This is a genomic window from Kribbella deserti (assembly GCF_042434725.1).
Classification (GTDB): Bacteria; Actinomycetota; Actinomycetes; order Propionibacteriales; family Kribbellaceae; genus Kribbella; species Kribbella deserti.
Genome location: NZ_JBHLTC010000037.1, coordinates 104,552 through 130,898 on the forward strand (window position 1 = coordinate 104,552; position 26,347 = coordinate 130,898).

Consider the following 26,347-nt stretch of genomic DNA (forward strand, 5'->3'; position numbering starts at 1 on the left):
GCTGAGCGGAGCGTGCAGACCGCTTGGCGAAGGGATTAGTAAAATATCCAGTGGAAAAGAAATCTGAGGTCTTGACTTTACCAATCTGGCGGACCACTTTACCTAAAGTGGTCGGAGCGTGCACCAAAGGTAACCATCCGGCCCAGCCCCCGCCCAAGAGAAGGTGAAGCCCGATGACCCGTTCAGCCAAGACCAGGTTCGTTGCCGCTGCCACTGCCGCCGTTCTGCCGTTGCTCACGGCGGCCGTCGCGATGCCGGCCACCGCGGTACCGACACCCGAGGCGAAGCCGGCGAAGACCGCCGCGTGTGGTGCCTTGTTCGACGACTTCAACTACACCTCGCGGACAGACCCCGCCTTCACAAGACGCGACTGGAGCGTACGGACGAACGCCGGTGGTCCCGGCGTCGGTGGCGCCACCTGGGCCGCGAGCAACGTCACGTTCCCGACGGTCGACGGCCAGAAGGTGATGCAGCTGCGGGCCTCGACCAACGGCACGCCCGGCGGTACCACCCACGCCCAGGTCCAGCAGAACACCCTGCGTTTCCGGGAAGGCACCTACGCCACCCGGTTCAAGTTCAGCGACACCCCGGTAAGCGGGAACGACGGCGACCGGATCAACCAGACGTTCTACGCGATCTCCCCGCTCGACTACGACTGGGAACCGACGTACAGCGAGCTGGACTTCTCCGAGTACCTGCCGAACGGTGGTTGGGGTGAGACCGGCCCGGTCAACTTCGTCACCAGCTGGAACACGTACCAGGCGGACCCGTTCGACGGCTGGCGCAAGAGCAGCCGGATGCCGTGGAGCCACAACGGCTGGCACACGTTGGTAACCACCGTCGCGGACGGGCACGTGAAGTACTACATCGACGGCAACCTGGTCGGCGATCACACCACCGACGACCAGGGCCGCAGCGTCTACCCGCGGCGCAACATGACGCTGAACTACAACCAGTGGTTCATCGACCTCGGCGGTCACAGCGGCGCGACCAGCGTCTACGTGCAGTCGGCCGACTGGGTCTACTACGCCAAGAACGAGACCCTGACACCTGCCGCGGCAGTGAACCGCGTGGCCCAGTTCCGCAACAGCGGCGTCCGCCATTCAGACACGATCAGCTGCTGAAAAACCTTTCCCGCCAGTAACCATGGACATTCGGTACCGGACTGAGTACGGTCCGTAGCGGCGTCCCGCCCACGCCTACTGCGGAAGGATTCGTCCTTCTTCTCACCATTCGGTGAGGTGCTGCCCGCTAGTGGCACCTCACTGGTGGCTGGGCGAGCAGCCGCCGGCGATAGCCGGGGGCTGATGGGGGCCCGGTTGCCTAGGTGGGGCGGAATGAGCGCGATGCGCCGTACCGCCCCACCGACTCAATTCCGCGCTTTGTGAAGTTCTGGCGAACGGACGGCGGCAGCGGTATTCACTGACGTGTTCGACGGGCACACTGTCAGTCACTGCCCAAGCACGACCCCACCGCCCCCTGGGAGTCCGCCGTGCCCACGAATCGTGTCCCACGTTTCTTCGCGTCCTTCGCCGTCCTTCTGGCGCTGATCTCCTGGCAGGTGCCGGCGTCCACCGCCGCGACTACCGCCACCATTTCGGTCGCCGCCGCCATCCAGCAGCAGAACGGCGCCGTCGCGACCGTCGAGGGTTACGTGGTCGGCCAGCCGACGGCCACGAACACCGTGGTCCGGAGCAACTTCCCGGGCGACACCGCCCTGGCCCTCGCCGACAGCGCGAGCCAGACGAGTACGTCGGCGATGCTGTACGTCCAGATCCCGACGGCCTTCCGCTCGACGTACGGGCTGCAGTCCAACCCGTCCCGCCTCGGCACGAAGATCACCGTGACGGGCACGCTGACGGCGTACTTCACCCACGCAGGCCTCAAGAACCCGACCGCCTTCAACGGCGGAACGGGCGGCGGCGGGGGCGGCTCGGACGACTACTACGCGGGTGCCGCCGGGAAGACCGGGCCGGCACTGAAGGCCGCGCTGCACACGATCATCTCGAGCCAGACCAAGCTCAGCTACGACCAGGTGTGGAACGCGCTCAAGGCCACCGATCAGGATCCGGCCAATACGAACAACGTGATCCTGCTCTACTCCGGCCGTTCGCAGAGCAAGACCACCAACGGCGGTGACGCGAACGACTGGAACCGCGAGCACGTCTGGGCCAAGTCCCACGGCGACTTCGGTACGGCGACCGGGCCCGGCACGGACATCCATCACCTCCGGCCGGAGGACGTCACGGTCAACTCGGTCCGCGGCAACAAGGACTTCGACAACGGCGGCACCACCGTCGCGGAGGCCCCGGGCAGCCGGACCGACGCCGACTCGTTCGAACCGCGCGCGGCGGTCAAGGGTGACGTGGCCCGGATGATCCTCTACATGGCCGTGCGCTACGAGGGCAACGACGGCTGGCCGAACCTCGAACCCAACGACCAGGTCGGCAACGGCACCGCCCCCGCGATGGGCAAGCTCTCGGTGCTGAAGGCCTGGCACGCCGGCGACCCGCCCGACGCCTTCGAAAAGCGCCGCAACCAGGTCATCTACGACACCTACCAGCGCAACCGCAACCCCTTCATCGACCACCCCGAATGGGTAACCGCCATCTGGCCCTGACCCTTCTCCTTTGTGCCACTGCTCATCCAGGAGCCGGCTTCCGAGTTCTGTGCGCGGCTGTGGACGGACGCGGACGCGGTGGCGACAAGCCGCCGGCTGTACGTCGAGTCGGCGGCGGACGTCAACGGGTAGCGGCTTGGGGTGGCTGCGGTACAGCTTTTGCTGAATACAGATTTGGCTGTACGGTTCTCGGTATGGACACGATCAGCCGTAGTGAGGTGCTGGCGCGATTCGGGCACGCGCTGTCCGACCCGACGCGTACGCAGGTGATGCTCGTGCTGCAGGAAGGCCCGAGTTATCCGGCCGATCTGGCCGAGCGGATCGGGGTCAGCCGGCAGTCGCTGTCGAACCACCTCGCCTGTTTGCGCGGTTGTGGCCTGGTCGTCGCCGAGCCGGAAGGCCGTCGTACTCGCTATGAGCTGGCCGACCCGAGCCTCGGTACCGCCCTGATCGAGCTGCTGAACGTCGTACTCGCGGTCGATCCGGCCTGCTGCCGCCCGGACACGACGGGAGAATGCCGATGACCGAGCAACTCCCGCTCATCGGGAGACCACCCGCCGAGCCGGATCCAGCCGTTCAGGCGGAACGGCGGCGGCTTGGGCGGCGGGCGCAGCTGCTGGCCGGCGCGAGTGTGACGTACAACCTGGTCGAGGCGGTGATCGCCATCTCGGCCGGCACGATCGCCGGCTCGGTGGCGCTGGTCGGCTTCGGGCTGGACTCGATCGTCGAGGTGGCCAGCGGCCTGATCATCTTGTGGCAGTTCCGGCACAAGCTGCCGCAGACGCGGGAACGGCGCGCGCTCCGGCTGATCGCCCTGTCCTTCTTCGCCCTCGCGGCGTACGTCGGCTTCGAGTCGGTGCGGGCCTTGTTCGAGCGGTCCACGCCGGACTCGTCCTCGATCGGTATCGGGCTGGCGATCGCCTCACTGATCGTGATGCCGCTGCTGTCGCGGGCCCAGCGCCGTACCGGCCGGGCCCTCGGGTCGAACGCCGTGGTCGCGGACGGGACCCAGACCATGTTGTGCACGTACCTGTCCGCCGTACTGCTGGCCGGGCTGGTGCTGAACGCGACGCTCGGCTGGTTCTGGGCGGACCCGCTGGCCGGTCTGATCATCGCCGCGGTCGCGCTGCGTGAGGGCGTTCAGGCCTGGCGCGGACAGGGCTGCTGCCCGCCGCTGGCCGGTGCCGACGGTGGGCCGGCGAGCGGTTCCGACGGCTGTGACGATGGGTGTTGCGGCTGATTCACGTACCGTGTGGGCCATGAGTCATCCCCATCCTGAACTCGGCCGCCCGCCCGGACTGGCCCGAGGCGCCCTGCGGGTCGTGCCCCTAGGCGGCCTGGGCGAGATCGGCCGCAACATGACCGTGTTCGAGCACGAGGGCCGGTTGCTCGTCATCGACTGTGGCGTGCTGTTCCCCGAGGAGCACCAGCCCGGCGTCGACGTGATCCTGCCCGACTTCAGCTGGATCCGGGACCGGCTCGACAAGATCGACGGCATCGTGCTCACCCACGGTCACGAGGACCACATCGGTGGCGTGCCGTACCTGCTGAAGGAACGCGGCACGATTCCCGTGATCGGCTCGCGGCTGACGCTCGGGTTCCTGGCCGCGAAGCTGAAGGAACACCGGATCAAGCCGAACGAGATCGTGGTCAAGGAGGGCGAGCGGCGCAAGGTCGGCCCGTTCGACCTCGAGTTCCTCGCGGTGAACCACTCGATCCCGGACAGCCTCGCGGTCGCGCTGCGCACCAAGGCCGGCACCGTGCTGCACACCGGCGACTTCAAGATGGACCAGTTCCCGCTGGACAAGCGCCTCACCGACCTGCGCGGCTTCGCCCGCCTCGGTGAGGAGGGCGTCGACCTGTTCATGACGGACTCGACCAACGCCGACGTGCCCGGCTTCACCACCGCCGAGAAGGACCTCGGCCCGGCGATCGAGGCGGTCTTCCGCACCGCGCCCGGCCGGATCATCGTGTCCAGCTTCGCCAGCCACGTGCACCGGATCCAGCAGGTCCTCGACGCCGCCAAGGTGAACAACCGCAAGGTCGCCTTCGTCGGTCGTTCGATGGTCCGCAACATGGCGATCGCCGGTGACCTCGGTTACCTGAACATTCCCAAGGGCCTGATCGTCGACCTGAAGGAACTCGAGCGCCTGCCCGACCGCAAGGTCACGCTGGTCTGCACCGGGTCGCAGGGTGAGCCGATGGCCGCGCTGTCCCGGATGGCGAACCGCGATCACATGATCCGGATCGGCGACGGCGACACCGTTCTGATGGCCAGCTCGCTGATCCCCGGCAACGAGAACGCCATCTACGGCGTGATCAACGGCCTGATCCGCTGGGGCGCGAACGTCGTACACAAGGGCAACGCCAAGGTGCACGTCTCCGGTCACGCCAGCGCGGGCGAGCTCGTCTACTGCTACAACCTGGTCAAGCCGCGCAACGTGATGCCGGTGCACGGTGAGTTCCGTCACCTCAAGGCCAACGCGCAACTCGCCATCGACACCGGCGTACCGCGCGAGCACGTCGTCATCGCAGAGGACGGCGTGGTCGTCGACCTGCACAAGGGCCGGGTGAAGATCGCCGGCAAGGTCGAGGCCGGTTACGTGTACGTCGACGCGATGACCGTGGGCGGTGTCACCGAGGCCAACCTGAAGGACCGGCGCACGCTGTCCGAGGAAGGCGTGGTGAGCGTGGTCGCGATCGTCGACTCGCACACCGGCAAACTGGCCGAACCGCCGGACTTCCTGGCCCGCGGGTTCAACTACGACGACACCACCTTCAAGGTGCTGATCCCGGTCATCGAGGACGCCCTGGACAAGGCGGCCCGCGAAGGCATCGGCGACACCCGCCAGCTCGAGGAACTCATCAACCGGGCCGTCGGCAACTGGACCTGGCGCCACTGGCGCCGCCGCCCGGTCATCATCCCCGTCGTCATCGACGCCTGACCCTTCGATCAACGCGAGCGCCCCGCCGGGACACCCCGGCGGGGCGCTCTTCTTGTGCCTTCTTTGCGACGATCGGACCCGTTTTGCCGCTCGTCCGCGAACTGTCAGGTGCAGGCGGCCTTGCAGCGGCAAACGGGTCCGATCGTCGCAAAGAAGGTCGTGGGCGTCAGCTGGACGGCGGAGGTGCGGGTGGTTACTGTGTGACGTATGAACAGATCTGCAGATGTGCATTCGCTGGACGCGTGCAATGTGCGGCTGGTGGACCCGGAGCGGGTTGCGGCGGTGCATGCGCGGATGCCGTCTGAGCAGGACGTGGTCGACACGGCCGACGTGTTCAGCCTGCTTGGCGATCCCCGGCGGCTGAAGCTGCTGGTCGCGCTGCTCGATGGTGAGCTGTGCGTCTGCGATCTGGCGGCCCTCACCGGGATGAGCGAGTCGTCGACCTCCCACGCGTTGCGCCTGCTTCGCGCGCATCGGGTGGTGTCGGTCCGCCGCGACGGGCGGATGGCCTACTACCGTCTCGATGACGCCCACGTGCGCATGCTGGTCGACCTCGCGGTCGCGCACACCGAACACACCGAAGCCATCCACCCCGAGCGGGAGAACGACCAGAAGTGAGCGGCCACGGGCACGGACATGGGCACGGCCACGGTCATGGGGTGACCGCGACCGGCAGGCATCGCAAGGTGCTCGCGCTGGTCGTGCTGATCTCGCTGACGATCGCCGCGATCCAGCTTGTCGGCGCCTTTCTGACCGGCAGCCTCGCGCTGTTCGCGGACGCCGGGCATGTGCTGGCCGACGCGGGCGGCGTCGCGATGGCCCTGGGCGCCGCGTTGCTCGCGAGCCGGCCCGCCTCCGGGCGACGGACCTTCGGCTGGGCCCGGGCCGAGATCCTCGCCGCGGCGGTGAACGGCCTGATCCTGTCCGGCATGGGCGTGTACGTCGTGATCCAGGGCGTGCGCCGTTTGATCGAGCCGGCCGCGGTTGAGCCGGGTGGCATGGCCCTGTTCGGTGCGATCGGCCTGATCGGCAACCTGATCGCCGTCGCCATCCTGTTCAAAGCGCGTGCCGACAGCCTGAACATGCGAGGCGCTTTCCTCGAGGTCGCCACCGACAGCGCGACCTCGGTCGGCGTACTCGTCGCGGCCCTGGTCATCCAGCTGACCGGGTTCACCCGGGCCGACCCGATCGTGTCGCTGCTGATCGGCCTCGTCATCGTGCCGCGGGCGATCAAGCTGCTGCGCGAGGCGGCGGACATCCTGCTGGAGACCACTCCGGCCGGCATCGACCTGGACGAGATCCGCCGGCACATCACCGAGGTGGACCACATCCACGACGTGCACGACCTGCACGTGTACACGGTCACCTCGGGCCTGCCCGTACTGACCGCCCACGTGGTGGTCGACTCGGAGTGCTTCGAGGACGGGCATGCGCCGCAATTGCTGGACCGGCTCCAGACCTGTCTGGCGGGTCACTTCGACGTGGAGCACTCGACGTTCCAGCTCGAACCGATCGGCCATGCGGACCACGAGCACCCGACGCACGCCTAACACTGGCGCTTTGACCTGGTGGGCTAGCCTAAGTAAGGCATACCTAAGTAGCCAGTGAGAGGACCCGCCCGTGGCCCGCACCAACCCCATCAAGGTGGCGGTAGTCCGTCGCGCCGAACGGCTGACGCCGCACATGATCCGGCTGGTGCTGAGCGCCCCCGAGTTCGCGGACAACGGCTGCACCGACAAGTACGTGAAGCTGCTCTTCCCGCAGGCCGGGCTCAAGTACCCGGAGCCGCTGGACATGGGCGTGATCCGGGAGAAGGTCCCGCCGGAGTACTGGCCGACCAGCCGGACGTACACGGTTCGCGCCTGGGATCCGGTCGCGGCCGAGGTGACGATCGACTTCGTGTACCACGGGGACGAAGGTGTCGCCGGGCCGTGGGCCGCCGCCGCGAAGGCCGGTGACGAGATCTGGTTCGTCGGCCCGGGCGGTGCGTACAAGCCTGACCCGACCGCCGACTGGCATCTGCTGGTCGGGGACGAGAGTGCCCTGCCGGCCATCGGCGCAGCGATCGAGGCCTTGCCGCCAGGTGCCCGCGCGCGGGTCATCGTTGAGGTCGAGGACGCGTCGGAGGAGCAGAAGTTCGGCGGTTCGGGTGACGTCGAGCTGACCTGGCTCTACCGTGCTGGGTCCACCGCCGAGCCGGGCGATCAGCTGGTGGCCGCGGTCGAGGCGTTCACCTTCGAGCCGGGTGACGGGCAAGCGTTCGTACACGGCGAGGCCGGTTTCGTACAGCGCCTGCGCAAGCCGCTGCGCGAGCGCGGTATCACCCGCGAGCGGCTCTCGATTTCGGGCTACTGGCGTCGCGGCAAGAACGAGGACGGTTGGCAGGCCGAAAAGGCCGAAACCGCCCGCGCCGAACGCGAAGCGAACACCACCCCCGCCTGACACTGGGGTTTCCCTCTGCACTGCGTCGATTGGTCTGGATTCGCCCGCCCCAGCGGCGGTTCACTGTGCCGGCAACGGTTCGCGGGCGAATCCTGACCAATCGTCGCTAATGGCCCACCCGGTTCCACCTCACTCCGTACGGTGGTCCGACTCTTCCGGACCATCGGCCTCGAGGGCGGCGAGGAGTTCCTGCTCGACCTGGGTACGGCGGAGTTCGGCGCGGCGGGAGATCAGCGCGGCGAGCCCGGCGGCGTGACGGATCGGCAGGACCCAGTCGATCCCCTTGAGCTGGACGATCAACGCCGGCCCCGGGCTGGACTGCGGCCGAGTCTGCAGATCGACGGGGAACTTCAACCGCTCCGCCCCGGACAGCGAAACCTCATGCGTGCCGGTGATCGCCTCGATCGGGTAGTCCGGCCCGACGCCCAGACCGGTGCGATTGACGTCGTTCGGGGAGCGTCGCAGGATCAGCGCCTTGATCGCGAGCTTGTCCTGGTTCAGCACGAGCACCATGTTCCGCGGCGAGCGCAGCCGGTAGATCAACTCGTACGGCGACTCGGCCAGATCCGGCCCGGGTGGCATGCTGACGGCGCGATTACCCGCGTTGCCGAGGGCCCGGCCGATCAGCGCGCCCCCGAACATCGCCACCAAGAACAACGTCACCAGCCAGTCGAAGTCCAGCACGATGGTGGACAGCGATACGACCAGGCCGGTAATACCGCCGCCGACGTAACCGGCAACAGGCCAGCGCATCGGCAGATACCGGTTCTTCCGCATCTGCCGCAGGTTGATCACGAACATCGCGGCCGGAATCGCCAGCGCCAGCGCCGGGCCGGGATGACGGCTCGCGAGACCGATCCAGCAGAGCAGTACGAAGAAGATCGCCGGAATACCGAGGTAGACCACCCGCGCCAACGCCCAGCCCCGGCGGTCGCGCCGTTCAAGGTCGAGCTCGGCTGACACTGGTCCGGTCGGATCACTCATGGCGGAAGCCTCGCATATCCCAACGGATGGCCAGTACCCCGCGCTTTGGCGTCGACAGGACCTTCCGACTCAGGACACTAGCTGTGGAAGCCCGGGTCCTTCTCAGGGCAGAGGTGGCCAGTGACTGGGTACTTCCCGAGGTCGTAGGGCCTCCCGGATGGCAGCTTGAAGTCCCGTACGAACTCACGCGTCTCGTCCCACCGAGTGTCGAGCATGCGGGCGATCACGAGAATTGTGACTCTTTCGGCACCAGCATCCCGCAGACAGACGGCAGCTCCCTGCGCATGGCCGCCGGAGACCCACGTGTCGTCGAACAGCACGACGTGTTGGCCGGTGAGATCGACGTCGCACCGGTAGAAGGCGGGATCTCTCTGCGCTCGTTGGTTTCGTCTGGCAGATTCTCGCTAGGCGCGAGCGGGATCCTCGGCCAATCAGCAGGCAGGATCCGCGTCAGCTTTTGCCTGTGCGACAACTGATGGACTGAGATCGGGGTTCTTGTAGTTGTACATGTCGTAGTAGGCCGTCTCGGCCCTGACCGCGTAAGTGAGCGGTACGACGAGATCGGCCGTACGAGACCTGGACCAGTCAGGCAGAGCGTGGGCGATGTAGTGCTGACGACAGCGGATGCACATCGGGTGGCCCGGATTTGCGCCCGGGCGCAAACCCTGCAAGTCCGCTCGTGCCAGCGAATGGGATTGCACATAACGCCGGCAATCTCACCGAGATACCCGGCTTTTCGGTCGTCAACGCTCATACCTGCAGCTCGGCGAGGAGGTCATCAATGCTCTGGGAGCGATCCAGGATTCTGAGGACAGCGTCGACTGCCTCCCCCGGTGTCCGGACGACCTGAACGGCGTACGTCGAGTCGGCCAGCTTGCGGCCCCAGCTGGTGGTTGCCACGACTTCGTAGGCCAGCAACAACGGTCGACCGTGTGCGACCGCGTGGCGAGCCTGAATCCGGGCACCAGATTGTTCACCGGCGGCAGCCACGAAAGTGCATCGGCCGTAGGCGGACATGGTCGCGTTGCGCATCGGAAACGATGACTTGGTGGGCGGGCTGCCGGGCCAAAACTGCGACAAGACCAGTGGGTACGACCGTAGAGACCGCCTATTCCTATTGTGTCGCGCCAGATACCTGCTTCGGCTCAAGGGCCTGGATGCGACGAGGTATCGCCGTCGCCGCCCACCGGCATCGACTCGCCGCTTCTGAGCCCGGGTGGGCTACGGCAGCAGGGTGAAGGGGGTTGGTTCGGTCGGGCGGCCGTTGACCTGGAGCTCCACGGCGTGCGGGCCTGGGTAGTAGCGGCGGGTCGAGATCGGGCGGAACGAGTGGCGTTTCTGCAGCACGGCCGAGGCACCGGGCAGCAGTTCGCGAACGGTGAGCTTGAAGACCTTCGGCGCGAGCTTGCCGTTGGCCTTCTGGTGGTGGATCACGTAGTCGACGGCCAATCGAACCGGCTCGGCGGAGGTGTTCGTCACGGTCGCCTCGAAGGTCAGCTCCCCGCCGAAGTCGATCTCGCTCTTGCTCAGGGTGGGCCCGATCACCTCCACCCCGACGGGCGGCGCGAATCCGAGCAGTCCCAGCGCGCCGGGATCGCCCTTCTTCACCAAGGTCCGGAGACCGTGGCGAATGATCCACCCGCTGCGCTCGTCGCCCGGCTCCGCCCAGCGCGATGCCAGTGAAACGGCCGCGGTGGGGTGGTCCCGGCTCAGATCGTTCAGGTGGTTCGCGACCGAGCGCCGCACGTAGGCCGACGAATCCGAGCGCAGCGCGTCGAGAATCGCCAGCGTCCGGGGTTTCTCCAGCAGGGCGGGCACCTGCCGAGCCCAGGGCAGGCGGGATCGCGTCCCCTCGGTCGCGAGACGCCGCACGTGCTCATCGGGATGCGTCGTCCACTCCAGCGCGGTCGCCAGGGTGCGATCCACATCCGCCGCGAGGAACGTGCGCAGGGCGAACTCCCCGGTCAAACGCCCGGTCAACTCCGCCAGCAGGGCCAAACCCGCATCCAGGGCGTTGGCGTCGACCGCGCGGACCGCCAGGGCTTCGGTGACCGGCCAGATCATCCAGCCGGTGAACGCGTCGTCGGCCAGCGCCTTGCGGATGGCCCGGTCGAACTCGTCGTACTCCCCTGGCAGGTCGGTGAGCAGGGCGTCGCGCACGAGCCGCCCGCGCTCGCTGAACGTCGCGCCACGCAGGTCCACGGCCGCTACGGTCGGCGCGGCCAGGATCTCGCCCAGCGCGGCGACGGCAGGCGTGCTGAGCATCTCCTCGGCGGTCGGCATCAGCCGGTCTCCTCTCGACTGAGACCATCGAATCAGCTGCCACCGACACTTTCTTCTCATGCCAGATGTGAGCCAAATCTTGACCACTCAGTCATTGCCGGACCGTGGTCTTGGGTAAGGTCACGAGCACGACCGACCGCCTGCGAGGCCTGGAGCAGCAGTGACCGCACAGCTCGAGTACCCCGCCGACGCACCTTCGGCGGCCGAACCCGCCATCTCCGTGCAAGGACTCTGGAAGGTGTTCGGGCCGAAGGCTGCCCGGGTGCCGCGACGGCCCGACCTGGCCGCCCTGGACCGCCGTCAGCTGAAGCAGAAGACCGGCTGTACGGCGGCTGTGCGCGACCTGAGCTTCGACGTGGCCCCCGGCGAGGTCTTTGTGGTGATGGGCCTGTCCGGTTCCGGCAAGTCCACCCTCGTGCGCTGCCTGACCCGGCTGATCGAGCCGACGGCCGGCGGGCTCTTCTTCGAGGGCGAGGACTTGCGTGCGGCCGACGAGAAGCGCTTGCGGGAGTTGCGCCGCAGCAAGTTCTCGATGGTCTTCCAGCACTTCGGGCTGCTTCCACACCGCAGAGTCATCGACAACGTCTCGTACGGCCTGGAGGTGCGCGGGGAGAACAAGTCCGATCGCCGTCGCCGTGCGCAGGAAGTGATCGAGCTAGTCGGCCTAGCCGGTTCGGAGCAGCTCTACCCCGAGGAACTGTCCGGAGGTATGCAGCAGCGTGTGGGCCTCGCCCGGGCGCTTGCGGGCGATCCGGACGTGATGCTGTTCGACGAGCCGTTCTCGGCGCTCGACCCGCTCATCCGGCGCGAGATGCAGAGTGAGGTCGTCCGGCTGCACCAGGAGGTCGGCAAGACCATGGTGTTCGTCACGCACGACCTGACCGAGGCGCTCAAACTGGGCGACCGGATCCTGCTCATGCGTGACGGAGCCGCCATCCAGCTCGGCACCGGCGCGGAGCTGGTCGGGAATCCCGCTGACGACTACGTGCGCGAGTTCGTCCGCGACGTGTCCAAGGCCGACGTACTCACCCTGCGCTGGATCATGCGCCCGCCGACCGACGACGACGTACTGGACGGGCCGGAGTTGGGCCCGGATGTTGTCGTCCGCGAGGCGACCAGGGCCGTTCTCGGCGCGGACCGTCCGGTCAAGGTGGTCGCGAACGGTGAACTGCTCGGCGTGGTCGGCGGCGAGGAGATTCTCGCCGTGGTCGCGGGGGTTTGATGGCGGCCATCACCGGTTCCCTGCACGTCCGGCTGCCCAGACCCCGGCGGATCTACGTCGTCGGAGTGCTGCTGCTGTGCTGGGTGCTGCTCTTTTTCGTCTTCCGTGGCATCCACACGCTGCCGCTGGGAGGCCAGGAGACCACGCCGCTGCACCGCTGGCTGACCGATCTGCGCGACCAGACCGGTCCCGATCGCAACGCCTTCTTCACCGCGATCCGCGTGGTCATCGATCAACTCGTCACGCTGCTGCAGGCGCTCATCTCGCAGCCCTCGTTCGGCCGGCCCGTGCCCGCGCTCGGCTGGCTCGGCGTCGTCGCCCTCGCGTCGTACGTCGCCTGGGCCTTCGGCACCTGGCGAGTGGCGCTGCTGACCGCGGCGGGCCTGGTGTTCGTCGGCCTGCAGGGGTTGTGGCAGGAGAGCATGGACACGCTCGCGCTGACCCTCGCGGCGGTCGGCCTGGCGTTGCTGGTGGCGATCCCGATCGGGATCTGGGCGGGCCTGTCCGACCGGGCCTACCGGGTCGTGTCGCTGGTGCTCGACCTGATGCAGGCCATGCCGACGTTCGTGTACCTGGCCCCGCTGACCCTCGTCTTCGCGATCGGCCCGGCCGCGGCCACGATCGCCACCTTGATCTACGCGGCGCCACCGGCGGTCCGGCTGACCGCCCACGCGATCCGGTCGGTATCCCCGGCCAGCGTCGAGGCGGCCCGCTCGCTCGGGTCCACCGGCACGCAGACGCTGACGAAGGTGCTGCTGCCGATGTCCCGCAGTACGGTCGTCGTCGGGGTCAACCAGACGATCATGGCGGCCCTCTCGATGGTGACCGTGGCCGCGCTGATCGATGCGCCCGGCCTCGGTAAGACCGTGCTGAAGGCGCTGCAGACGCTGGACGTCGGTATCGCGTTCAACGCCGGCCTCGCGATCGTCGTACTGGCCATCGTGCTCGACCGGGCCACCACCGCCGCGGGCGCCCGCGTACCGCGACCGGCTTCGACCCGCCGCAAGGTGTTCCTCGCGGCTGGTGGCGTGGTGACGTTGGTGGCGATCTGGTACTCCCGCACCTACTTGTGGGCGGCGGAGTTCCCGACGGCCGGTTCGATCGGCGGCAAGATCGCGATGGCGGCGGATTCCGCGTCCACGTGGTTCCTGGAGCGGTTCGGCTCGATCACCTTCGGGGTCCGCGATGGCGTCACGCACGGCGTACTCAATCCGCTCGAGGCATTGCTGACCGGATCGCCCTGGTGGCTCGTCTCCGCCGTGGTGGTGACGTTCGCCTGGCTCGTTGGCGGCCTGCGCGGTGCCCTGCCGGCCGCGGTGTGCCTTGGGCTGCTGGTCGGCACCGGGGTTTGGCAGGACGCGATGGTGACGCTGGCCTCGACCTTGCTCGCCACCGCCGTGGTTGTTGCCGTCGGCGTGCTGCTCGGTGTCTGGATGGGCCGCAGCCGCAAGGTCGACAGTTGGTTGCGCCCGGCCCTCGACGCCGGTCAGACCATGCCCGCGTTCGTGTACCTCGTACCGTTCCTGGCCCTGTTCGGTACCAGCCGGTTCACGGCGATCGCGGCCGCGGTGGTGTTCGCCGTACCGGTGACCAGCAAGATCGTTGCCGACGGCATCCGCGCGGTGCCCGCCGCGACCGTGGAGGCGGCCACTTCGGCCGGTTCGAGCGCGTGGCAGGTGATCACCAAGGTGCAGTTGCCCGTCGCGCGCCGGGCTATCACGCTCGCGGCCAACCAAGGCCTGATCTATGTTCTGTCGATGGTGGTGGTCGGTGGCCTGGTCGGCGCCGGCGCCCTCGGCTACGACGTGTCGGCCGGCTTCTCGCAGAGCGAGCTGTACGGCAAGGGGCTCGCCGCCGGTCTGGCGATCGTGCTGCTCGGCGTCCTGCTCGACCGCATCACCCAGGCCGCGGCCCGCCGTACCGCCGCGGGCCCGTCCGAATCCAGAGGAGACAAGAAGAAGTGGTAGCCCTGAAGCTCAGGACCGCAGGCCTGTTCACCGTGCTGGCGCTGGCCGCCGCCGGTTGTGGCGGCCAGAAGATCGACGACCCGGGCGCGACCGCACCGTCGGGCAAGGACTGCGGCACGGTCAACCTGGCGGTCAGCCCCTGGGTCGGCTACGAGGCCAACGCGGCCGTTTACGCGTACGTCGCGGAGAAGGACCTCGGCTGCAAGGTGGTGAAGAAGGACCTCAAGGAGGAGATCTCCTGGCAGGGCTTCGCCACCGGTGAGGTCGACGCCGTGGTGGAGAACTGGGGCCACGAGGATCTGAAGAAGAAGTACATCACCGAGCAGAAGGTCGCGGTCGAGGCCGGGCCGACCGGCAACACCGGTGTGATCGGCTGGTACCTGCCGCCGTGGCTCGCGGCCGACAAGCCCGAGCTGAAGGAATGGAAGAACCTCAACCGGTACGCCTCGCTGTTCAAGACCTCGGAGTCCGGCAACAAGGGCCAGCTGCTCGACGGTGACCCCTCGTTCGTCACCAACGACGAGGCCCTGGTGAAGAACCTCAAGCTCGACTTCAAGGTCGTGTACGCCGGGAGTGAGACGGCGCTGATCCAGGCGTTCCGCCAGGCGGAGAAGCAGAAGAAGCCCCTGATCGGGTACTTCTACGAGCCGCAGTGGCTGTTCAACGAGCTCAAGCTGGTCAAGGTCAACCTGCCGCCGTACACCCCTGGCTGCGACGCCACCCCGGCGAAGGTCGCCTGCGACTACCCCGAGTACAAGCTGGACAAGATCGTCAGCAAGAAGTTCGCGGACTCGGGCAGCCCGGCGTACGACCTCGTCAAGGCGTTCTCCTGGACCAATGACGACCAGAACCAGGTCGCCAAGTACATCGCCGAGGACAAGCTCACCGCCGAAGCCGCCGCCAAGAAGTGGGTCGACGCCAACCGCCCCAAGGTAGACGCCTGGCTCGGCAAGTAGTTCGCGACCGGGCTCATCGGCGGGTCTATGCTTACTCTCGGCGTCAGTCAGTCGTCGTCTCCGGTCGCGTAATGGCGGTGTCGACGACATCGGCGAGTTCTGTGGCTGTGGGCAACGCCCCGGCCGGGATTCGGCCCCGGTCGGCGAACGTGTAGTCCGCGACAGCGATGGGATGCGCGGCCGCCGGCGAGGGCGTACCGCACCACTCGGTCGTTGCGTTCCGCGCAGAGCAGGATCCCGACAGTCGGTGCGTGCCGGTCCAGTTTGCGTAGCTTGTCGTCGACAAGGGAGACGTAGAAGGCGAGCTGGCCGGTGAATTGGGGTTCGAACGGTCCGATCTTGAGTTCGACAACGACATGGCGCAGCTGGTCGTTGTGGAAGAACAGCAGGTCGATGTAGAAGTCCTTGCCATCGACGTCGAAGTGAACTTGGCGCCCGACGAAGCTGAACCCTCGGCCGAATTCGGACAGAGTGGCCTGGAGGCTGTCGATGAGGCCTTGCCCAAGTGCGCGCTCGTTGGTTGTTGCGGTGATGTCGAGGAAGTCGAAGACGTATGGGTCTCGCGTGAGCTGCTGGGCCAGGTCGGAGTCGGCTGGTGGGAGGCTGGCGGGGAAGCTGGACGGCGCGGCTCCGGTGCGCAGCCGCAACTGGTTCTTGATCTGGTTCAGCAAGACGCTGCGGGACCAGCCGTGTTCGGTCGCTGCGGCGACGTACCAGTCGCGTTCGGCCTGGTCGTCGAGGCGGTCGAGCAACACCATGATGTGACCCCATGGCAATTGCGCAGCAGCTTGCTGCGCAATTGGAGCTGGCCACGCCCGGGCGGCAGACGCCATGTATTGGAGGTTGCGGCCCGAGAACCCTCGCACGTCCGGAAACTCGGCGCGCAGATCGTTCGCGAGCCGGTTGATCACGCGGGCGCCCCAGCCCTCGGCGGCCTGACGTTCCAGGATGGTCCTGCCGATCGTCCAATACAGGCCGAGCAGTTCGGTGTTGACGATGCGGTGCGCGCGCAGCTGTGCAGCGCGTACCTGGGCTTTCAGGTGATCAAGGATCTCGCCATAGCAGTCGGGCTGGATCATGTCCGTGTTCATCCGGCGATTCCTGTCTTGCCTTGCGCACCCTTTCCGGGCCAACCGTAGTGCAGTCGGCATGGGCGTTTGCCGTGCTAGGCCGACCCGCCCGAAGGTGCCCCGAGATGCCCTTCCGAGGCCCGGTTGCCGACCGTCCGGGCGGCAAGTAATCCCACCGCGGGGGCGCCGACAACCGCGGCCGGCCGTTGCTTGTCGTACAGGTGGGGAACTTGTACGATCTCTTTGTGATCAGTGACCGCATCCGCCATCTGAGGCTTTCCTCCGTGGTGCTCCCGCTCGACCGGCCGATCAGCGATGCCAAGGTGCTGACCGGCCGGCAGCGGCCGATGACCGAGATCGTCTTCCTGTTCGCCGAGATCGCCACGGAGCAGGACCAGCACGGCATCGGGATCAGCTACTCCAAGCGAGCCGGCGGCCCGGCGCAGTTCGCGCACGCGAAGGAGATCGCGGGCGACCTGATCGGCGAGGACCCGTCGGACATCGGCAGGTTGTACGACAAGTTGCTCTGGGCGGGCGCATCCGTCGGCCGCTCAGGCGTCGCCACCCAGGCCATCGCGGCCATCGACATCGCGCTGTGGGACCTCAAGGCCAAGCGCGCGAGCCTTCCGTTGGCGAAACTCCTCGGCGCGCATCGCGACTCCGTGCGGGTCTACAACACCTCGGGCGGGTTCCTGCAAGCCTCTGTCGAAGAGGTGAAAGAGCGCGCCTCCAAGTCCCTGGCGGACGGCATCGGCGGCATCAAGATCAAGGTGGGCCAGCCCGACACCCGGATCGACCTGGAGCGCGTGCGGGCCGTCCGCGAGCACCTGGGCGATGGCGTACCGCTGATGGTCGACGCCAATCAGCAGTGGGACCGGCCGACGGCACTGCGCTTCGGGCGGGCGCTGGAGCAGTTCGACCTGGTCTGGATCGAGGAGCCGCTCGACGCGTACGACGCGGTGGGGCACGCCCAACTGGCGGCCGCGCTGGACACCCCGATCGCGACCGGCGAGATGCTGTCGAGTGTCGCCGAGCACGTCCGCCTGATCGAGGCCGGCGCCGCGGACATCATCCAGCCCGACGCCCCGCGCATCGGCGGCATCACCCCGTTCCTGCGGCTGGCCGCGCTGGCCGATCACGCCGGGCTGCAGTTGGCCCCGCACTTCGCGATGGAGATCCACCTCCACCTCGCGGCGGCGTACCCGCGAGAACCATGGGTCGAGCACTTCGAGTGGCTGAACCCGCTCTTCAACGAGCGGCTGGAGACTCTCGACGGCCGGATGCTGGTGCCGGACCGGCCAGGGCTGGGCTTCACCACCAGCGAGCAATGCGCGGCGTGGACGGTCGACAGCTGCGAGTTCGGCACCCGGTGAGCCGGCGCGGATAGGTTGTCGAGCATGGCAGAGCAGACGCGCGAGGCAGCTCAGGCGCAGGAGCTGGATCGTGACACCGGGCGCGGGTTGGCTCACGAGTTGGTGGAGCGGCTCAAGGAACGGATCCTCGGCGGCGACATCGAGCCAGGCCAGAAGCTGCCGCCCGAGAGCTCACTGATGACCGAGTTCTCCGTCAGCCGCACCGTGGTCCGTGAGGCCATCTCCCGGTTGCAGGCCGCCGGGCTGGTGGAGACGTTCCAAGGCCGCGGCTCGTTCGTGCTGGCGCTGCCGGAAACGACCACCACGTTCTCGCTCGAGGCATCGCAGATCCGCTCGCACCGCGACGTACTGGACATGCTCGACTTCCGGATCGGGCTCGAGGCCGAGGCGGCCGGGCTGGCGGCCGCTCGGCGGACCGAGCACCAGCTCAAGGCCATCGAACGAGCTCTGGCCGACTTCCGACGTACCAGCGAGAACCCCAGCAGGGCGGTGGAAGCGGACTTCGCGTTCCACCTCAAGATCGCCTCGGCGTCGGGCAATCGCTTCTACACCGAGCTGCTCGGCTCACTCGGGCCGATGGTGATCATGCTGCCGCGGACCCGCCTCGACGCGTCGTACTCGCTGGGTGATGCCACGCATTTCACCCGAGTCGCGCTGGAGCACGAGAACATCTACGACGCCATCGCCCGCTCCGACCCCGAAGGCGCTCGCGCCGCGGTCCGCGTGCACTTGTCCAACTCACGCCACCGTTTGAAAACCTAGTCACCAGCGGGCGGTGTTCGGGGTGAAGTCCGGCTGGAAAGTTCGCAGGTACGCCGTATCGTCGCGACCGCGGATGCCGCAGCTGAGGTACTGCTCGTGCAGCCGCCCGAGTGCGTCCTCGTCGAGCTCGACCCCGAGACCCGGCGCGTTCGGGACCTGCACGCTGCCGCCGGCGAAGTCCAGTACGCCGGGCTTGATCAGATCCTCGGTCTTCCAGGGGTAGTGCGTGTCGCACGCATAGGTGAGGTTCGGCGTCGCGGCCGCAAGATGGGTCATGGCCGCGAGGCTGATCCCCAGGTGCGAGTTGCTGTGCATCGACAGTCCCATCCCGAAGGTGTCGCAGATCCCGCCGAGCAGACGCGACCGCTGCAGACCGCCCCAGTAGTGGTGATCGGACAGCACGACCTGTACGGCGTCTGCCCCGACCGCGGGCTTGAGATGGTCGAACGCGATCACGCACATGTTCGTGGCCAGCGGAATGTCCGTCTGGCGCGCCACCTGCGCCATGCCGTCGATGCCGGGGGTCGGGTCCTCGAGATACTCGATCAGGCCCTCGAGCTCCTTGGCCACCTGGATCGAGGTGCCGACCGTCCAGGCGCCGTTGGGATCGATGCGGAGCTTGTGATCGGGAAAGGCCGCGGACAGCGCCTTGACCGCCTCGACCTCCTGCTGGGGCGCGAACACGCCGCCTTTGAGCTTGATCGCGGTGAAGCCGTACGCGTCGACCATCCGGGTGGCCTGGGCGACGATGGCGTCCGGGTCGAGTGCCTCCCCCCAGGCGTCAGCATCGCTGCCCGGATGGCCGGCCCACTTGTAGAACAGGTAGGCGCTGAAAGGCACCTCGTCGCGAACCGCGCCGCCGAGCAGATCGGAGACCGGGCGACCGAGCTCCTTGCCCTGGATGTCGAGCAGCGCGACCTCGAACGGGGAGAGCACGACATCGGCCGGGTTCTTCAAAGCAAGCATGCCGGCGACCTTCGCGCCGCCGCCGTCTTCGAGTACGTCGACCACCCTGCGTCGCAGCCCGTTCAGGTCGAAGACGTCCAGGCCGGCGAGTACGTCGGCCACGGTGCCCAGCCGCGCGAGGTGTGCCTCGTCCGCGTACGTCTCCCCAAGCCCGACGGTGCCGCTGTCGGTGTGGATCTGGATGATCGCGCGCAAAGCGAAGGGCTGGTGCACGCCCACCACGTTGAGCAGTGGCGGGTCGGTGAACGCGACCGGTGTGACGACGACCCTGGAGATCCGCGAGGCGGTCATAGCAATTCCTTCTGCTTCGAGGGTTTCTTCTTCAGTACGAGTTGGACCAGCGGGAAGACGAGAACCGCGAGCAGAATCGCCAGGATCGTGCCGGAGATCGGCCGGGTGAAGAAACCGGTGACATCGCCCTCGAAGATCAGCAGCGACTGGCGGACGGCGGTCTCCATCATGCTGCCGAGAACAAAAGCCAGTACCAGCGGCCCAGGCTCGAACCCGAACTTCTTCATCAGGTAGCCGATCACCCCGAAGATGATCACCAGGAAGATGTCGAAGACCTGGTTGGCCACGGTGTAGACGCCGAGCAGGGTGATCAGCACGGTGATCGGCGCCAGGATCGCCGGGCGCACCCGGAGGATCTTCACGAAGATGCCCACCATCGGGATGCTCATCACCAGCAGCAGGATGTTGCCGATGTACATGGAGTTGATGACGCCCCAGAACACGTCGGGATGGTCCGAGATCAGCTGCGGTCCGGGCGGGATGCCCTGGATCAGCAGGGCCCCGAACATCAGCGCCATGGTGGCGTTCGCCGGGATGCCGAGGGTCAGCAGCGGGATGAACGACGAGGTGGCCGCCGCGTTGTTGGCGGTCTCCGGTGCTGCCACTCCTTCGAGGGCGCCGCGGCCGAACCGTTCGGGCTGCTTGGCGCGCCGCTTCTCCACGGCGTACGCGACCAGGGACGACAGGGTGGCGCCCCCGCCTGGCAGGACGCCGAGCAGGAAGCCGATCACCGAGCCGCGACCGATGGCACCACTGGACTGGCGAAGCTCCTGGCGCGAGGGCCACACGTTCGCGACCTTCGCTGGGACGTGCACCTTGTTGTGCCGCTCCTCCAGGTTGTAGAGGATTTCACCGAGGCCGAAGAGACCCATCGCGATCGGCACGAAGTCGATGCCATCGGCAAGGTTCAGGCTGTCGAAGGTGAACCGGCCGGCCCCGGTGAAGGTGTCCCGCCCGACCGTGGCGAGCAGCAGTCCGACGGCGGCCGCGATGATCGACTTCGTCCTGCCGCCGTTCCCGACGGTCGCGACGAGCAGTACGCCGAGCAGCGCGAGCGTGGCGTATTCGGGTGGGCCGAAGTTCAGCGCGAAGCCGGCCACGACAGGCGCCAGCAGCGTCAGGCCGACGATGGACACGGTGCCACCGATGAACGAGCCGATGGCGGCGATGCCGAGGGCGGTGCCGGCCTTGCCCTGTTTCGCCAGGGCATAGCCGTCGAAGACGGTGACCACTGAGGAGGCCTCGCCGGGAAGGCGCAGCAGAACCGAGGTGATGGTGCCGCCGTACTGGGCGCCGTAGAAGATGCCCGCCAGCATGATGATCGCCGGCACCGGCTCGATGCCGTAGGTGATCGGGAGCAGGATGGCGATGGTGGCGGCCGGGCCGAGTCCGGGCAGCACCCCGATCAGCATGCCGATGATCACGCCCAGCAGGCAGTACAGCAGGTTGGCCGGTTCCAGTACGACGCCGAAGCCGTCGATGGCGGGGTTGAGGAAGTCCATCGCGAGATCCTCAGAAAAGCCGTGGCAGCGGGATCTGGAGGAGCAGCACGAAGAGCACGTAGAACGCGATCACCGTGCCCAGGCTGATGACGATCGAGGACCGCCAGGACTCCTTGCCGAGGAAACGCAGCCAGACGAAAGTCAGCGCCAGCGACGGGATCTCGAAGCCGATCACCGGCAGCGCGAGCGCCAGTAGGACGAGGGTGGCAATGGCGACAGCCGTCTGCACACTGGCCCGGGAGAACTTCTCGGTGTCCTTCGCCTGGCGTCCTACGAATGCCAGCACGACGGACAGTGAGGTGATCACCACGCTGATCACGAACGGCCACAGGCCCGGACCGGGTGCGGTGAGTTCGCCGAGGCCGAGCCGGAGTGAACCGGCCAGGCCGGCTACTCCGATCAGGGTGGTCACGATCGCGGCGCTCAGTTGCGACACCGGACCGGCGTGGGGTGGGCGGTCCTCCTCCAGTTCGGCAATGAGCGCCGCCTGGTCCGGATTCACTTGCCGGCGCCCAGTTCGATGCCGTACTGCTCGATCTGCGACTTGTACTTCGCGGTGGCGTCGTCGAGGATCTTCGCGATCTCGGCGGGTGGGACCTCGACCGGCGTGAGGAAGTTGGTCTCGTTGAACTTCTTGTACGCGTCGGTGGCGAAAGTCTTCTTGGCAGCCTCGGCCAGCTTGGTCTTCACGTCCTCGGGGGTGCCCTTCGGTGCCGTTAGGAAGCGGTACTGGGAGACGACCACGTCGTACCCCTGCTCCTTGGCGGTGGGCACGTCCGGCAGGAACTTGATTCGCTCCGCGGAGAAGACTCCCAGCGGGACCAGCTTGCCGGCCTTGACGTTCTCGATGCCCTCGCCGAGCTGGAAGGTGGCCACGTCGACCTGCTTGCCGAGCAGCGCCGTCATCGCCGGCGCACCGCCGTCGAACGGCACGTCCGTGGCCGGAATGCCGGCCACCTTGAAGGTCAGCGCGGACGCCAGCTGCGCGCCGGTACCGACTCCGGTGGTGCCGTACTTGATGTTCTTGCCGGCCTTCTTCAGGTCGGCGATGCTCTTGTAGCCCGAATCGACCTGCGCCGCCAGCATGTAGTCGTCCTGCGAGACACCGGTGATGAGATCGAAGCTGTCGATCTTCACCGCCTCGGCCGCGGACACGGCCAGTGGGGTGATGGTGAACAGCGAGGCGTTCTGCACGGCGATCTTGTAGCCGTCGGCCTTGGCGGACTGCAGCTCTTTGGCGTTGAGCGCGCCGTTCGCGCCCGGCTTGTTGACCACTGGCACCGAGACGCCCAGCTCCTTGCCGATACCCTCCGCGATCGCCCGGGTGATCAGGTCGGTGCTGCCGCCGGGCGAGGCGCCGACACTCATCTGGATGTTGCCGGTCGGATACTCGCCCTCACCGCTGCCGGTCGACGACGTTTTGACCCCACCACAGGCGGAGAGCATCGCCGCGGTGGTCACGCCGGTGGCCGCCACCAGTACGGCCCGGCGGCTGGTCTCTGCGAACTTCATGGAGTTCCTCCTCTGAGAGGTCGGCACTGCGATGCGGAGAGGTCGACGCTGCGGTGCGCGGGTGCCGATCTCGAGAGCGTAGGGGCGGCCGATGATGCCTGTCCAAGGCTGATTCGGCATAGAGTGATACCTTTTGCGAATCATGTTTTCGCTCGATCAGCTCAGCGTGTTCGTCGCCGTCGCCGAGGAGCTGCACTTCGGCCGAGCCGCCGAACGGCTCAACATGACCCAGCCTCCACTCAGCCGGCAGATCCAGAAGTTGGAGCGGTCCATCGGGGTCAGGCTGCTCGAGCGGGACAACCGCCGGGTGGCGCTCACCGAGGCCGGTCGGGCCTTTCTGACCGAGGCTCGCAGGATGCTGGCCCTCGTCGAGACCGCCGGTGAGTTGGCCCGGCGCGTCGACCAGGGCGCGGAGGGGACCTTGCGGCTCGGGTTCACCGCCGTCTCCGCGATCGGAACGCTGGGCTCCTTTCTGCGCCGGATGTCAGAGCAGTTGCCAGGCGTGGACGTGATCCTGCACGAAGGGGTCACGCCGGCGCAGGTGGAAGGTCTGCTCAGGGGCGAACTCGACCTGGGGCTGGGCCGGCCGCCGTTCGACTCGGTGGCCCTGGGCTCCCGGGTCGTGTTCCGCGAAACGCTGTGCGCCGTGGTCCCGAGCAGCCATCGGCTGGCGACGCTCGGCAGGCCGCTGGCCCCGGCGGACTTCTCCAACGAGCAGGTGATCAGCTACTCGCCCACGCAGGCCCGCTACTTCCACGAGCTCACGGTGCGGTTCCTCGCCAATGCCCACCCCCGGATCGAGCAGCGGGTCCAGCAGATCCTCACCGTGGTGCTGCTGGTTGCCGCCGGTCGTGGTGTCGCGCTGGTCCCGGCCTCCGCGCGCACACTGGGCGTCCAGGGCGTCGTCTACTGCGATCTCGTTGACGGCGGAAGTGAGTCGGTGGCCGATGCCGAGGTGCCGGGGCTGCCGGTCGAGCTGCACGCGATCTGGAGCCGTGAATCGGCCAGCCCTGTCCTGCACCGCGTGCTGGAACTGCTCGACGACTTCTGAATCTGGTTAATACCTTGAGAGCATCAATGAATACAAAAACGATCTTGGACAGGCATCAGTAGCGCTCTCTAATCTGACGGCATCCCGACCCCACCGGCTGCCCCACTAGTTCGCGGCCCACAGATAAAGGACCGTCAGCTTGACGCACTACAACCCCCACGAGCTCGCGGCCCAGCTCAAGACCGGGCTACTGTCCTTCCCCGTCACGCACTTCACGAAGGACCTCAGCTTCGACGAGACCGGCTACCGCGAGCACCTGTCCTGGCTGAGCCAGTACGACGTCGCTGGGCTCTTCGCCGCCGGCGGCACCGGTGAGGGCTTCTCGCTGACCCCGGCCGAGATCGACACCGTCGTCCGCGCGGCCGTCTCGGAGATCGGGGGCAAGGTGCCCGTGCTGGCGCCGGCCACGGGTGGTACCGCCGCCGCCATCGCCCAGGCGCAGGCGGCCGAGGCTGCCGGGGCGGACGGCCTGCTGCTGCTCCCGCCGTACCTCACCGAAGCCGGACAGGATGGTCTGGTCGAGCACGTCTCGGCCGTGTGCCGCAGCACCGGCCTCGGCGTGACCGTTTACAGCCGGGCCAACGCGGTCCTGAACGACGTGTCCGTCCTGCGGCTGGTCGAGCGCAACCCCAACCTGGTCTGCCTCAAAGACGGCGTGGGCAACATCGAGATGATGACCCGCATCTACGCGCGGGTCGGCGATCGCCTCACCTACATCGGCGGCCTGCCCACCGCCGAGACGTTCGCGCTGCCGCTGCTGCAGCTCGGGGTCAGCACGTATTCCTCGGCCATCTTCAACTTCGTGCCCGAGTTCGCGCTCGGCTTCTACCAGGACGTGCGCGCGCAGGATCGCGATGCCGTCTACCGCAAGCTCAACGAGTTCATCCTTCCCTACCTGGACATTCGGGACCGGATGCAGGGCTATGCGGTGTCGATCGTGAAGGCGGGCCTCACCGCGATCGGCCGCCCCGCCGGGCCGGTCCGCCCACCCCTGCAAGATTTGAACGAGGAAGAGCTGGCGCAGCTGACAGCCCTGGTCGGCAACGTCAAATGACGCCCACCATCAGCTCGGTCGAGGTCGTGCCGGTCGCCGGGTACGACAGCATGCTGCTCAACCTCAGCGGTGCGCACGGACCGTTCTTCACCCGGAATATCGTCATCGTGACCGACAGCGAGGGCAACGTCGGCCTCGGTGAGGTCCCGGGCGGCGGCCGGATCGCGTCGACGATCGTCGAGGCCGGAGAACTCCTGCGTGGCAACGAGATCGCGCGCTACCGTGGGCTGCTGCAGTCGGTCGCCAAGGCCTTCGCCGATCGTGATGCCGGCGGCCGCGGAGCCCAGACGTTCGACCTGCGCACCACGGTGCATGCCGTCACCGGGCTGGAGTCGGCGCTGCTCGACCTGATCGGCCGGCACCTCGGGGTGCCGGTGGCCGAACTGCTCGGCGACGGCCGGCAGCGCGAGACCGTGCCGGTGCTCGGGTACCTCTTCTATGTCGGCGACACGTCCGCCACGGACCTGCCGTACGTGACCGGTGACGGCGGAGACGATCGCTGGTCCCGGGTACGTCGCTCAGAGGCGCTGACGCCGGAAGCCGTGGTGGCGTTGGCCGAGGCGGCACAGGAGCGCTACGGTTTCGCCGACTTCAAGCTCAAGGGCGGAGTGCTCGCCGGCGAGGAGGAGCTCGCCGCGGTCACCGCACTGGCGAAGCGCTTCCCGGCGGCCCGGATAACGGTGGATCCCAACGGCGCCTGGCCGGTCCAGGAGGCGATCGAGCTGTGCCGGGGCCGCGACGACGTGCTCGCGTACGTCGAAGACCCGTGTGGCCCGGAGGCAGGGTTCTCCGGCCGCGAGACGATGGCCGAGTTCAAGCGCGCCACCGGACTGCGCACCGCGACCAACATGATCGCGACGGACTGGCGCGAGCTGAGCCACGCCATCCGGGCGAACGCGGTGGACATCCCGCTGGCCGACCCGCACTTCTGGACGATGAACGGCTCGGTACGAGTGGCCCAGCTGTGCAACGACCTCGGGCTTACCTGGGGCTCACACTCGAACAACCATTTCGACATCTCGCTGGCCATGTTCAGCCACGTCGGCGCCGCCGCACCCGGCGAGATCACGGCCCTGGACACCCATTGGATCTGGCAGGACGGCCAGGCTCTGACGACGAATCCGTTGCGGATCGCCGACGGCCGCATCACCGTACCGACCGCACCTGGGCTCGGCGTCGAGCTGGACCGGGACGCGCTGCAGGCCGCGCACGAGCTCTACCTCAGCAAAGGCCTCGGCGCCCGTGACGACGCGATGGCGATGCAGTTCCTGGTGAAGGACTGGGCATTCGACCCCAAGCGCCCCTGCCTGGTGCGCTAGTGCCCTGCGTCCGGAGTTCCTTGGCGCT

24 protein-coding genes are annotated in these 26,347 nt (G+C 67.5%); 16 read left to right on the forward strand and 8 right to left on the reverse strand.

Annotation, left to right across the window (positions count from 1 at the left end):
- The first annotated feature begins 173 nt into the window (after positions 1-173).
- The 8 genes from ACFFGN_RS28835 to ACFFGN_RS28870 all read left to right on the forward strand — a co-directional run bounded on the left by ACFFGN_RS28835 (position 174) and on the right by ACFFGN_RS28870 (position 8,007).
- On the forward strand, positions 174-1,124 hold the full coding sequence (locus tag ACFFGN_RS28835; RefSeq protein ID WP_380053709.1) for a glycoside hydrolase family 16 protein: 951 nt from the start codon (positions 174-176) through the stop codon (positions 1,122-1,124).
- 368 nt (positions 1,125-1,492) lie between these two features.
- Entirely contained in the window at positions 1,493-2,620 is a 1,128-nt protein-coding gene (locus tag ACFFGN_RS28840; RefSeq protein WP_380053712.1) for an endonuclease, read from the forward strand.
- Between the two features lie 194 nt (positions 2,621-2,814).
- Positions 2,815-3,144, forward strand: a complete 330-nt coding sequence (locus ACFFGN_RS28845; protein ID WP_380053715.1) for an ArsR/SmtB family transcription factor — start codon at positions 2,815-2,817, stop codon at positions 3,142-3,144.
- Positions 3,141-3,860, forward strand: coding sequence for a cation diffusion facilitator family transporter (locus ACFFGN_RS28850; protein ID WP_446685226.1), 720 nt, complete (start codon positions 3,141-3,143; stop codon positions 3,858-3,860). Before ACFFGN_RS28845 ends, ACFFGN_RS28850 begins: the two co-directional genes overlap by 4 nt.
- Positions 3,861-3,879: 19 nt before the next feature.
- A complete protein-coding gene (locus ACFFGN_RS28855) occupies positions 3,880-5,565 on the forward strand; it encodes a ribonuclease J (RefSeq protein ID WP_380053721.1) in 1,686 nt (561 codons plus the stop codon).
- A gap of 207 nt (positions 5,566-5,772) precedes the next feature.
- Complete coding sequence (locus tag ACFFGN_RS28860) at positions 5,773-6,183, forward strand: ArsR/SmtB family transcription factor (RefSeq protein ID WP_380053723.1); 411 nt, start codon at positions 5,773-5,775, stop codon at positions 6,181-6,183.
- Positions 6,184-6,224: 41 nt separating this feature from the next.
- A complete protein-coding gene (locus ACFFGN_RS28865) occupies positions 6,225-7,115 on the forward strand; it encodes a cation diffusion facilitator family transporter (RefSeq protein ID WP_380053726.1) in 891 nt (296 codons plus the stop codon).
- Between the two features lie 70 nt (positions 7,116-7,185).
- Entirely contained in the window at positions 7,186-8,007 is an 822-nt protein-coding gene (locus ACFFGN_RS28870) for a siderophore-interacting protein (RefSeq protein ID WP_380053729.1), read from the forward strand.
- 129 nt (positions 8,008-8,136) lie between these two features.
- Here ACFFGN_RS28870 and ACFFGN_RS28875 read toward each other — a convergent pair whose 3' ends face one another.
- The 3 genes from ACFFGN_RS28875 to ACFFGN_RS28890 form a co-directional block, all read right to left on the reverse strand.
- Entirely contained in the window at positions 8,137-8,991 is an 855-nt protein-coding gene (locus ACFFGN_RS28875) for a hypothetical protein (RefSeq protein ID WP_380053732.1), read from the reverse strand.
- Between the two features lie 750 nt (positions 8,992-9,741).
- Entirely contained in the window at positions 9,742-10,140 is a 399-nt protein-coding gene (locus ACFFGN_RS36110; protein WP_512700334.1) for a DNA-processing protein DprA, read from the reverse strand.
- A gap of 72 nt (positions 10,141-10,212) precedes the next feature.
- Complete coding sequence (locus ACFFGN_RS28890) at positions 10,213-11,274, reverse strand: DNA alkylation repair protein (RefSeq protein ID WP_380053734.1); 1,062 nt, start codon at positions 11,272-11,274, stop codon at positions 10,213-10,215.
- 160 nt (positions 11,275-11,434) lie between these two features.
- Here ACFFGN_RS28890 and ACFFGN_RS28895 point away from each other — a divergent pair, with 160 nt between their 5' ends.
- Genes ACFFGN_RS28895 through ACFFGN_RS28905 form a run of 3 tightly spaced genes read left to right on the forward strand, consistent with a single transcriptional unit; the run spans position 11,435 to position 15,419 of the window.
- Positions 11,435-12,496: a quaternary amine ABC transporter ATP-binding protein gene (locus ACFFGN_RS28895; protein ID WP_380053736.1), complete on the forward strand. Its 1,062-nt coding sequence runs from the start codon at positions 11,435-11,437 to the stop codon at positions 12,494-12,496.
- Complete coding sequence (locus tag ACFFGN_RS28900; RefSeq protein WP_380053738.1) at positions 12,496-14,463, forward strand: ABC transporter permease subunit; 1,968 nt, start codon at positions 12,496-12,498, stop codon at positions 14,461-14,463. The genes ACFFGN_RS28895 and ACFFGN_RS28900 overlap by 1 nt, the downstream gene beginning before the upstream one ends.
- Entirely contained in the window at positions 14,457-15,419 is a 963-nt protein-coding gene (locus tag ACFFGN_RS28905) for an ABC transporter substrate-binding protein (RefSeq protein ID WP_380053740.1), read from the forward strand. The genes ACFFGN_RS28900 and ACFFGN_RS28905 overlap by 7 nt, the downstream gene beginning before the upstream one ends.
- 47 nt (positions 15,420-15,466) lie before the next feature.
- Here ACFFGN_RS28905 and ACFFGN_RS28910 read toward each other — a convergent pair whose 3' ends face one another.
- A complete protein-coding gene (locus ACFFGN_RS28910; protein WP_380053743.1) occupies positions 15,467-16,510 on the reverse strand; it encodes a PDDEXK nuclease domain-containing protein in 1,044 nt (347 codons plus the stop codon).
- 224 nt (positions 16,511-16,734) lie between these two features.
- Between ACFFGN_RS28910 and ACFFGN_RS28915 the strand changes: the two genes are divergently transcribed.
- Together ACFFGN_RS28915 and ACFFGN_RS28920 are read left to right on the forward strand one after the other, a co-directional pair.
- Complete coding sequence (locus tag ACFFGN_RS28915; protein ID WP_380053746.1) at positions 16,735-17,862, forward strand: L-talarate/galactarate dehydratase; 1,128 nt, start codon at positions 16,735-16,737, stop codon at positions 17,860-17,862.
- A gap of 24 nt (positions 17,863-17,886) precedes the next feature.
- Complete coding sequence (locus ACFFGN_RS28920; RefSeq protein ID WP_380053749.1) at positions 17,887-18,624, forward strand: FadR/GntR family transcriptional regulator; 738 nt, start codon at positions 17,887-17,889, stop codon at positions 18,622-18,624.
- Here ACFFGN_RS28920 and ACFFGN_RS28925 read toward each other — a convergent pair whose 3' ends face one another.
- The 4 genes from ACFFGN_RS28925 to ACFFGN_RS28940 are packed head-to-tail and all read right to left on the reverse strand — an operon-like array spanning position 18,625 to position 22,895.
- Positions 18,625-19,881, reverse strand: a complete 1,257-nt coding sequence (locus tag ACFFGN_RS28925; RefSeq protein WP_380053752.1) for a glucarate dehydratase family protein — start codon at positions 19,879-19,881, stop codon at positions 18,625-18,627.
- Positions 19,878-21,383, reverse strand: coding sequence for a tripartite tricarboxylate transporter permease (locus ACFFGN_RS28930; RefSeq protein ID WP_380053755.1), 1,506 nt, complete (start codon positions 21,381-21,383; stop codon positions 19,878-19,880). The genes ACFFGN_RS28925 and ACFFGN_RS28930 overlap by 4 nt, the downstream gene beginning before the upstream one ends.
- A 10-nt stretch (positions 21,384-21,393) precedes the next feature.
- Positions 21,394-21,885, reverse strand: a complete 492-nt coding sequence (locus ACFFGN_RS28935; protein WP_380053757.1) for a tripartite tricarboxylate transporter TctB family protein — start codon at positions 21,883-21,885, stop codon at positions 21,394-21,396.
- Complete coding sequence (locus tag ACFFGN_RS28940; RefSeq protein WP_380053759.1) at positions 21,882-22,895, reverse strand: Bug family tripartite tricarboxylate transporter substrate binding protein; 1,014 nt, start codon at positions 22,893-22,895, stop codon at positions 21,882-21,884. Before ACFFGN_RS28940 ends, ACFFGN_RS28935 begins: the two co-directional genes overlap by 4 nt.
- A gap of 142 nt (positions 22,896-23,037) precedes the next feature.
- On the opposite strand from ACFFGN_RS28940, the gene ACFFGN_RS28945 reads away from it, so the two are divergent.
- The 3 genes from ACFFGN_RS28945 to ACFFGN_RS28955 all read left to right on the forward strand — a co-directional run bounded on the left by ACFFGN_RS28945 (position 23,038) and on the right by ACFFGN_RS28955 (position 26,319).
- A complete protein-coding gene (locus ACFFGN_RS28945; protein WP_380053762.1) occupies positions 23,038-23,946 on the forward strand; it encodes a LysR family transcriptional regulator in 909 nt (302 codons plus the stop codon).
- A 139-nt stretch (positions 23,947-24,085) separates the two neighbouring features.
- Positions 24,086-25,000 carry a 5-dehydro-4-deoxyglucarate dehydratase gene (gene kdgD, locus ACFFGN_RS28950; protein WP_380053765.1) on the forward strand — a complete coding sequence of 305 codons (915 nt, stop codon included), beginning with the start codon at positions 24,086-24,088 and terminating at the stop codon, positions 24,998-25,000.
- Positions 24,997-26,319 carry an enolase C-terminal domain-like protein gene (locus ACFFGN_RS28955; RefSeq protein ID WP_380053767.1) on the forward strand — a complete coding sequence of 441 codons (1,323 nt, stop codon included), beginning with the start codon at positions 24,997-24,999 and terminating at the stop codon, positions 26,317-26,319. Before kdgD ends, ACFFGN_RS28955 begins: the two co-directional genes overlap by 4 nt.
- The last annotated feature ends 28 nt before the right edge of the window (positions 26,320-26,347 follow it).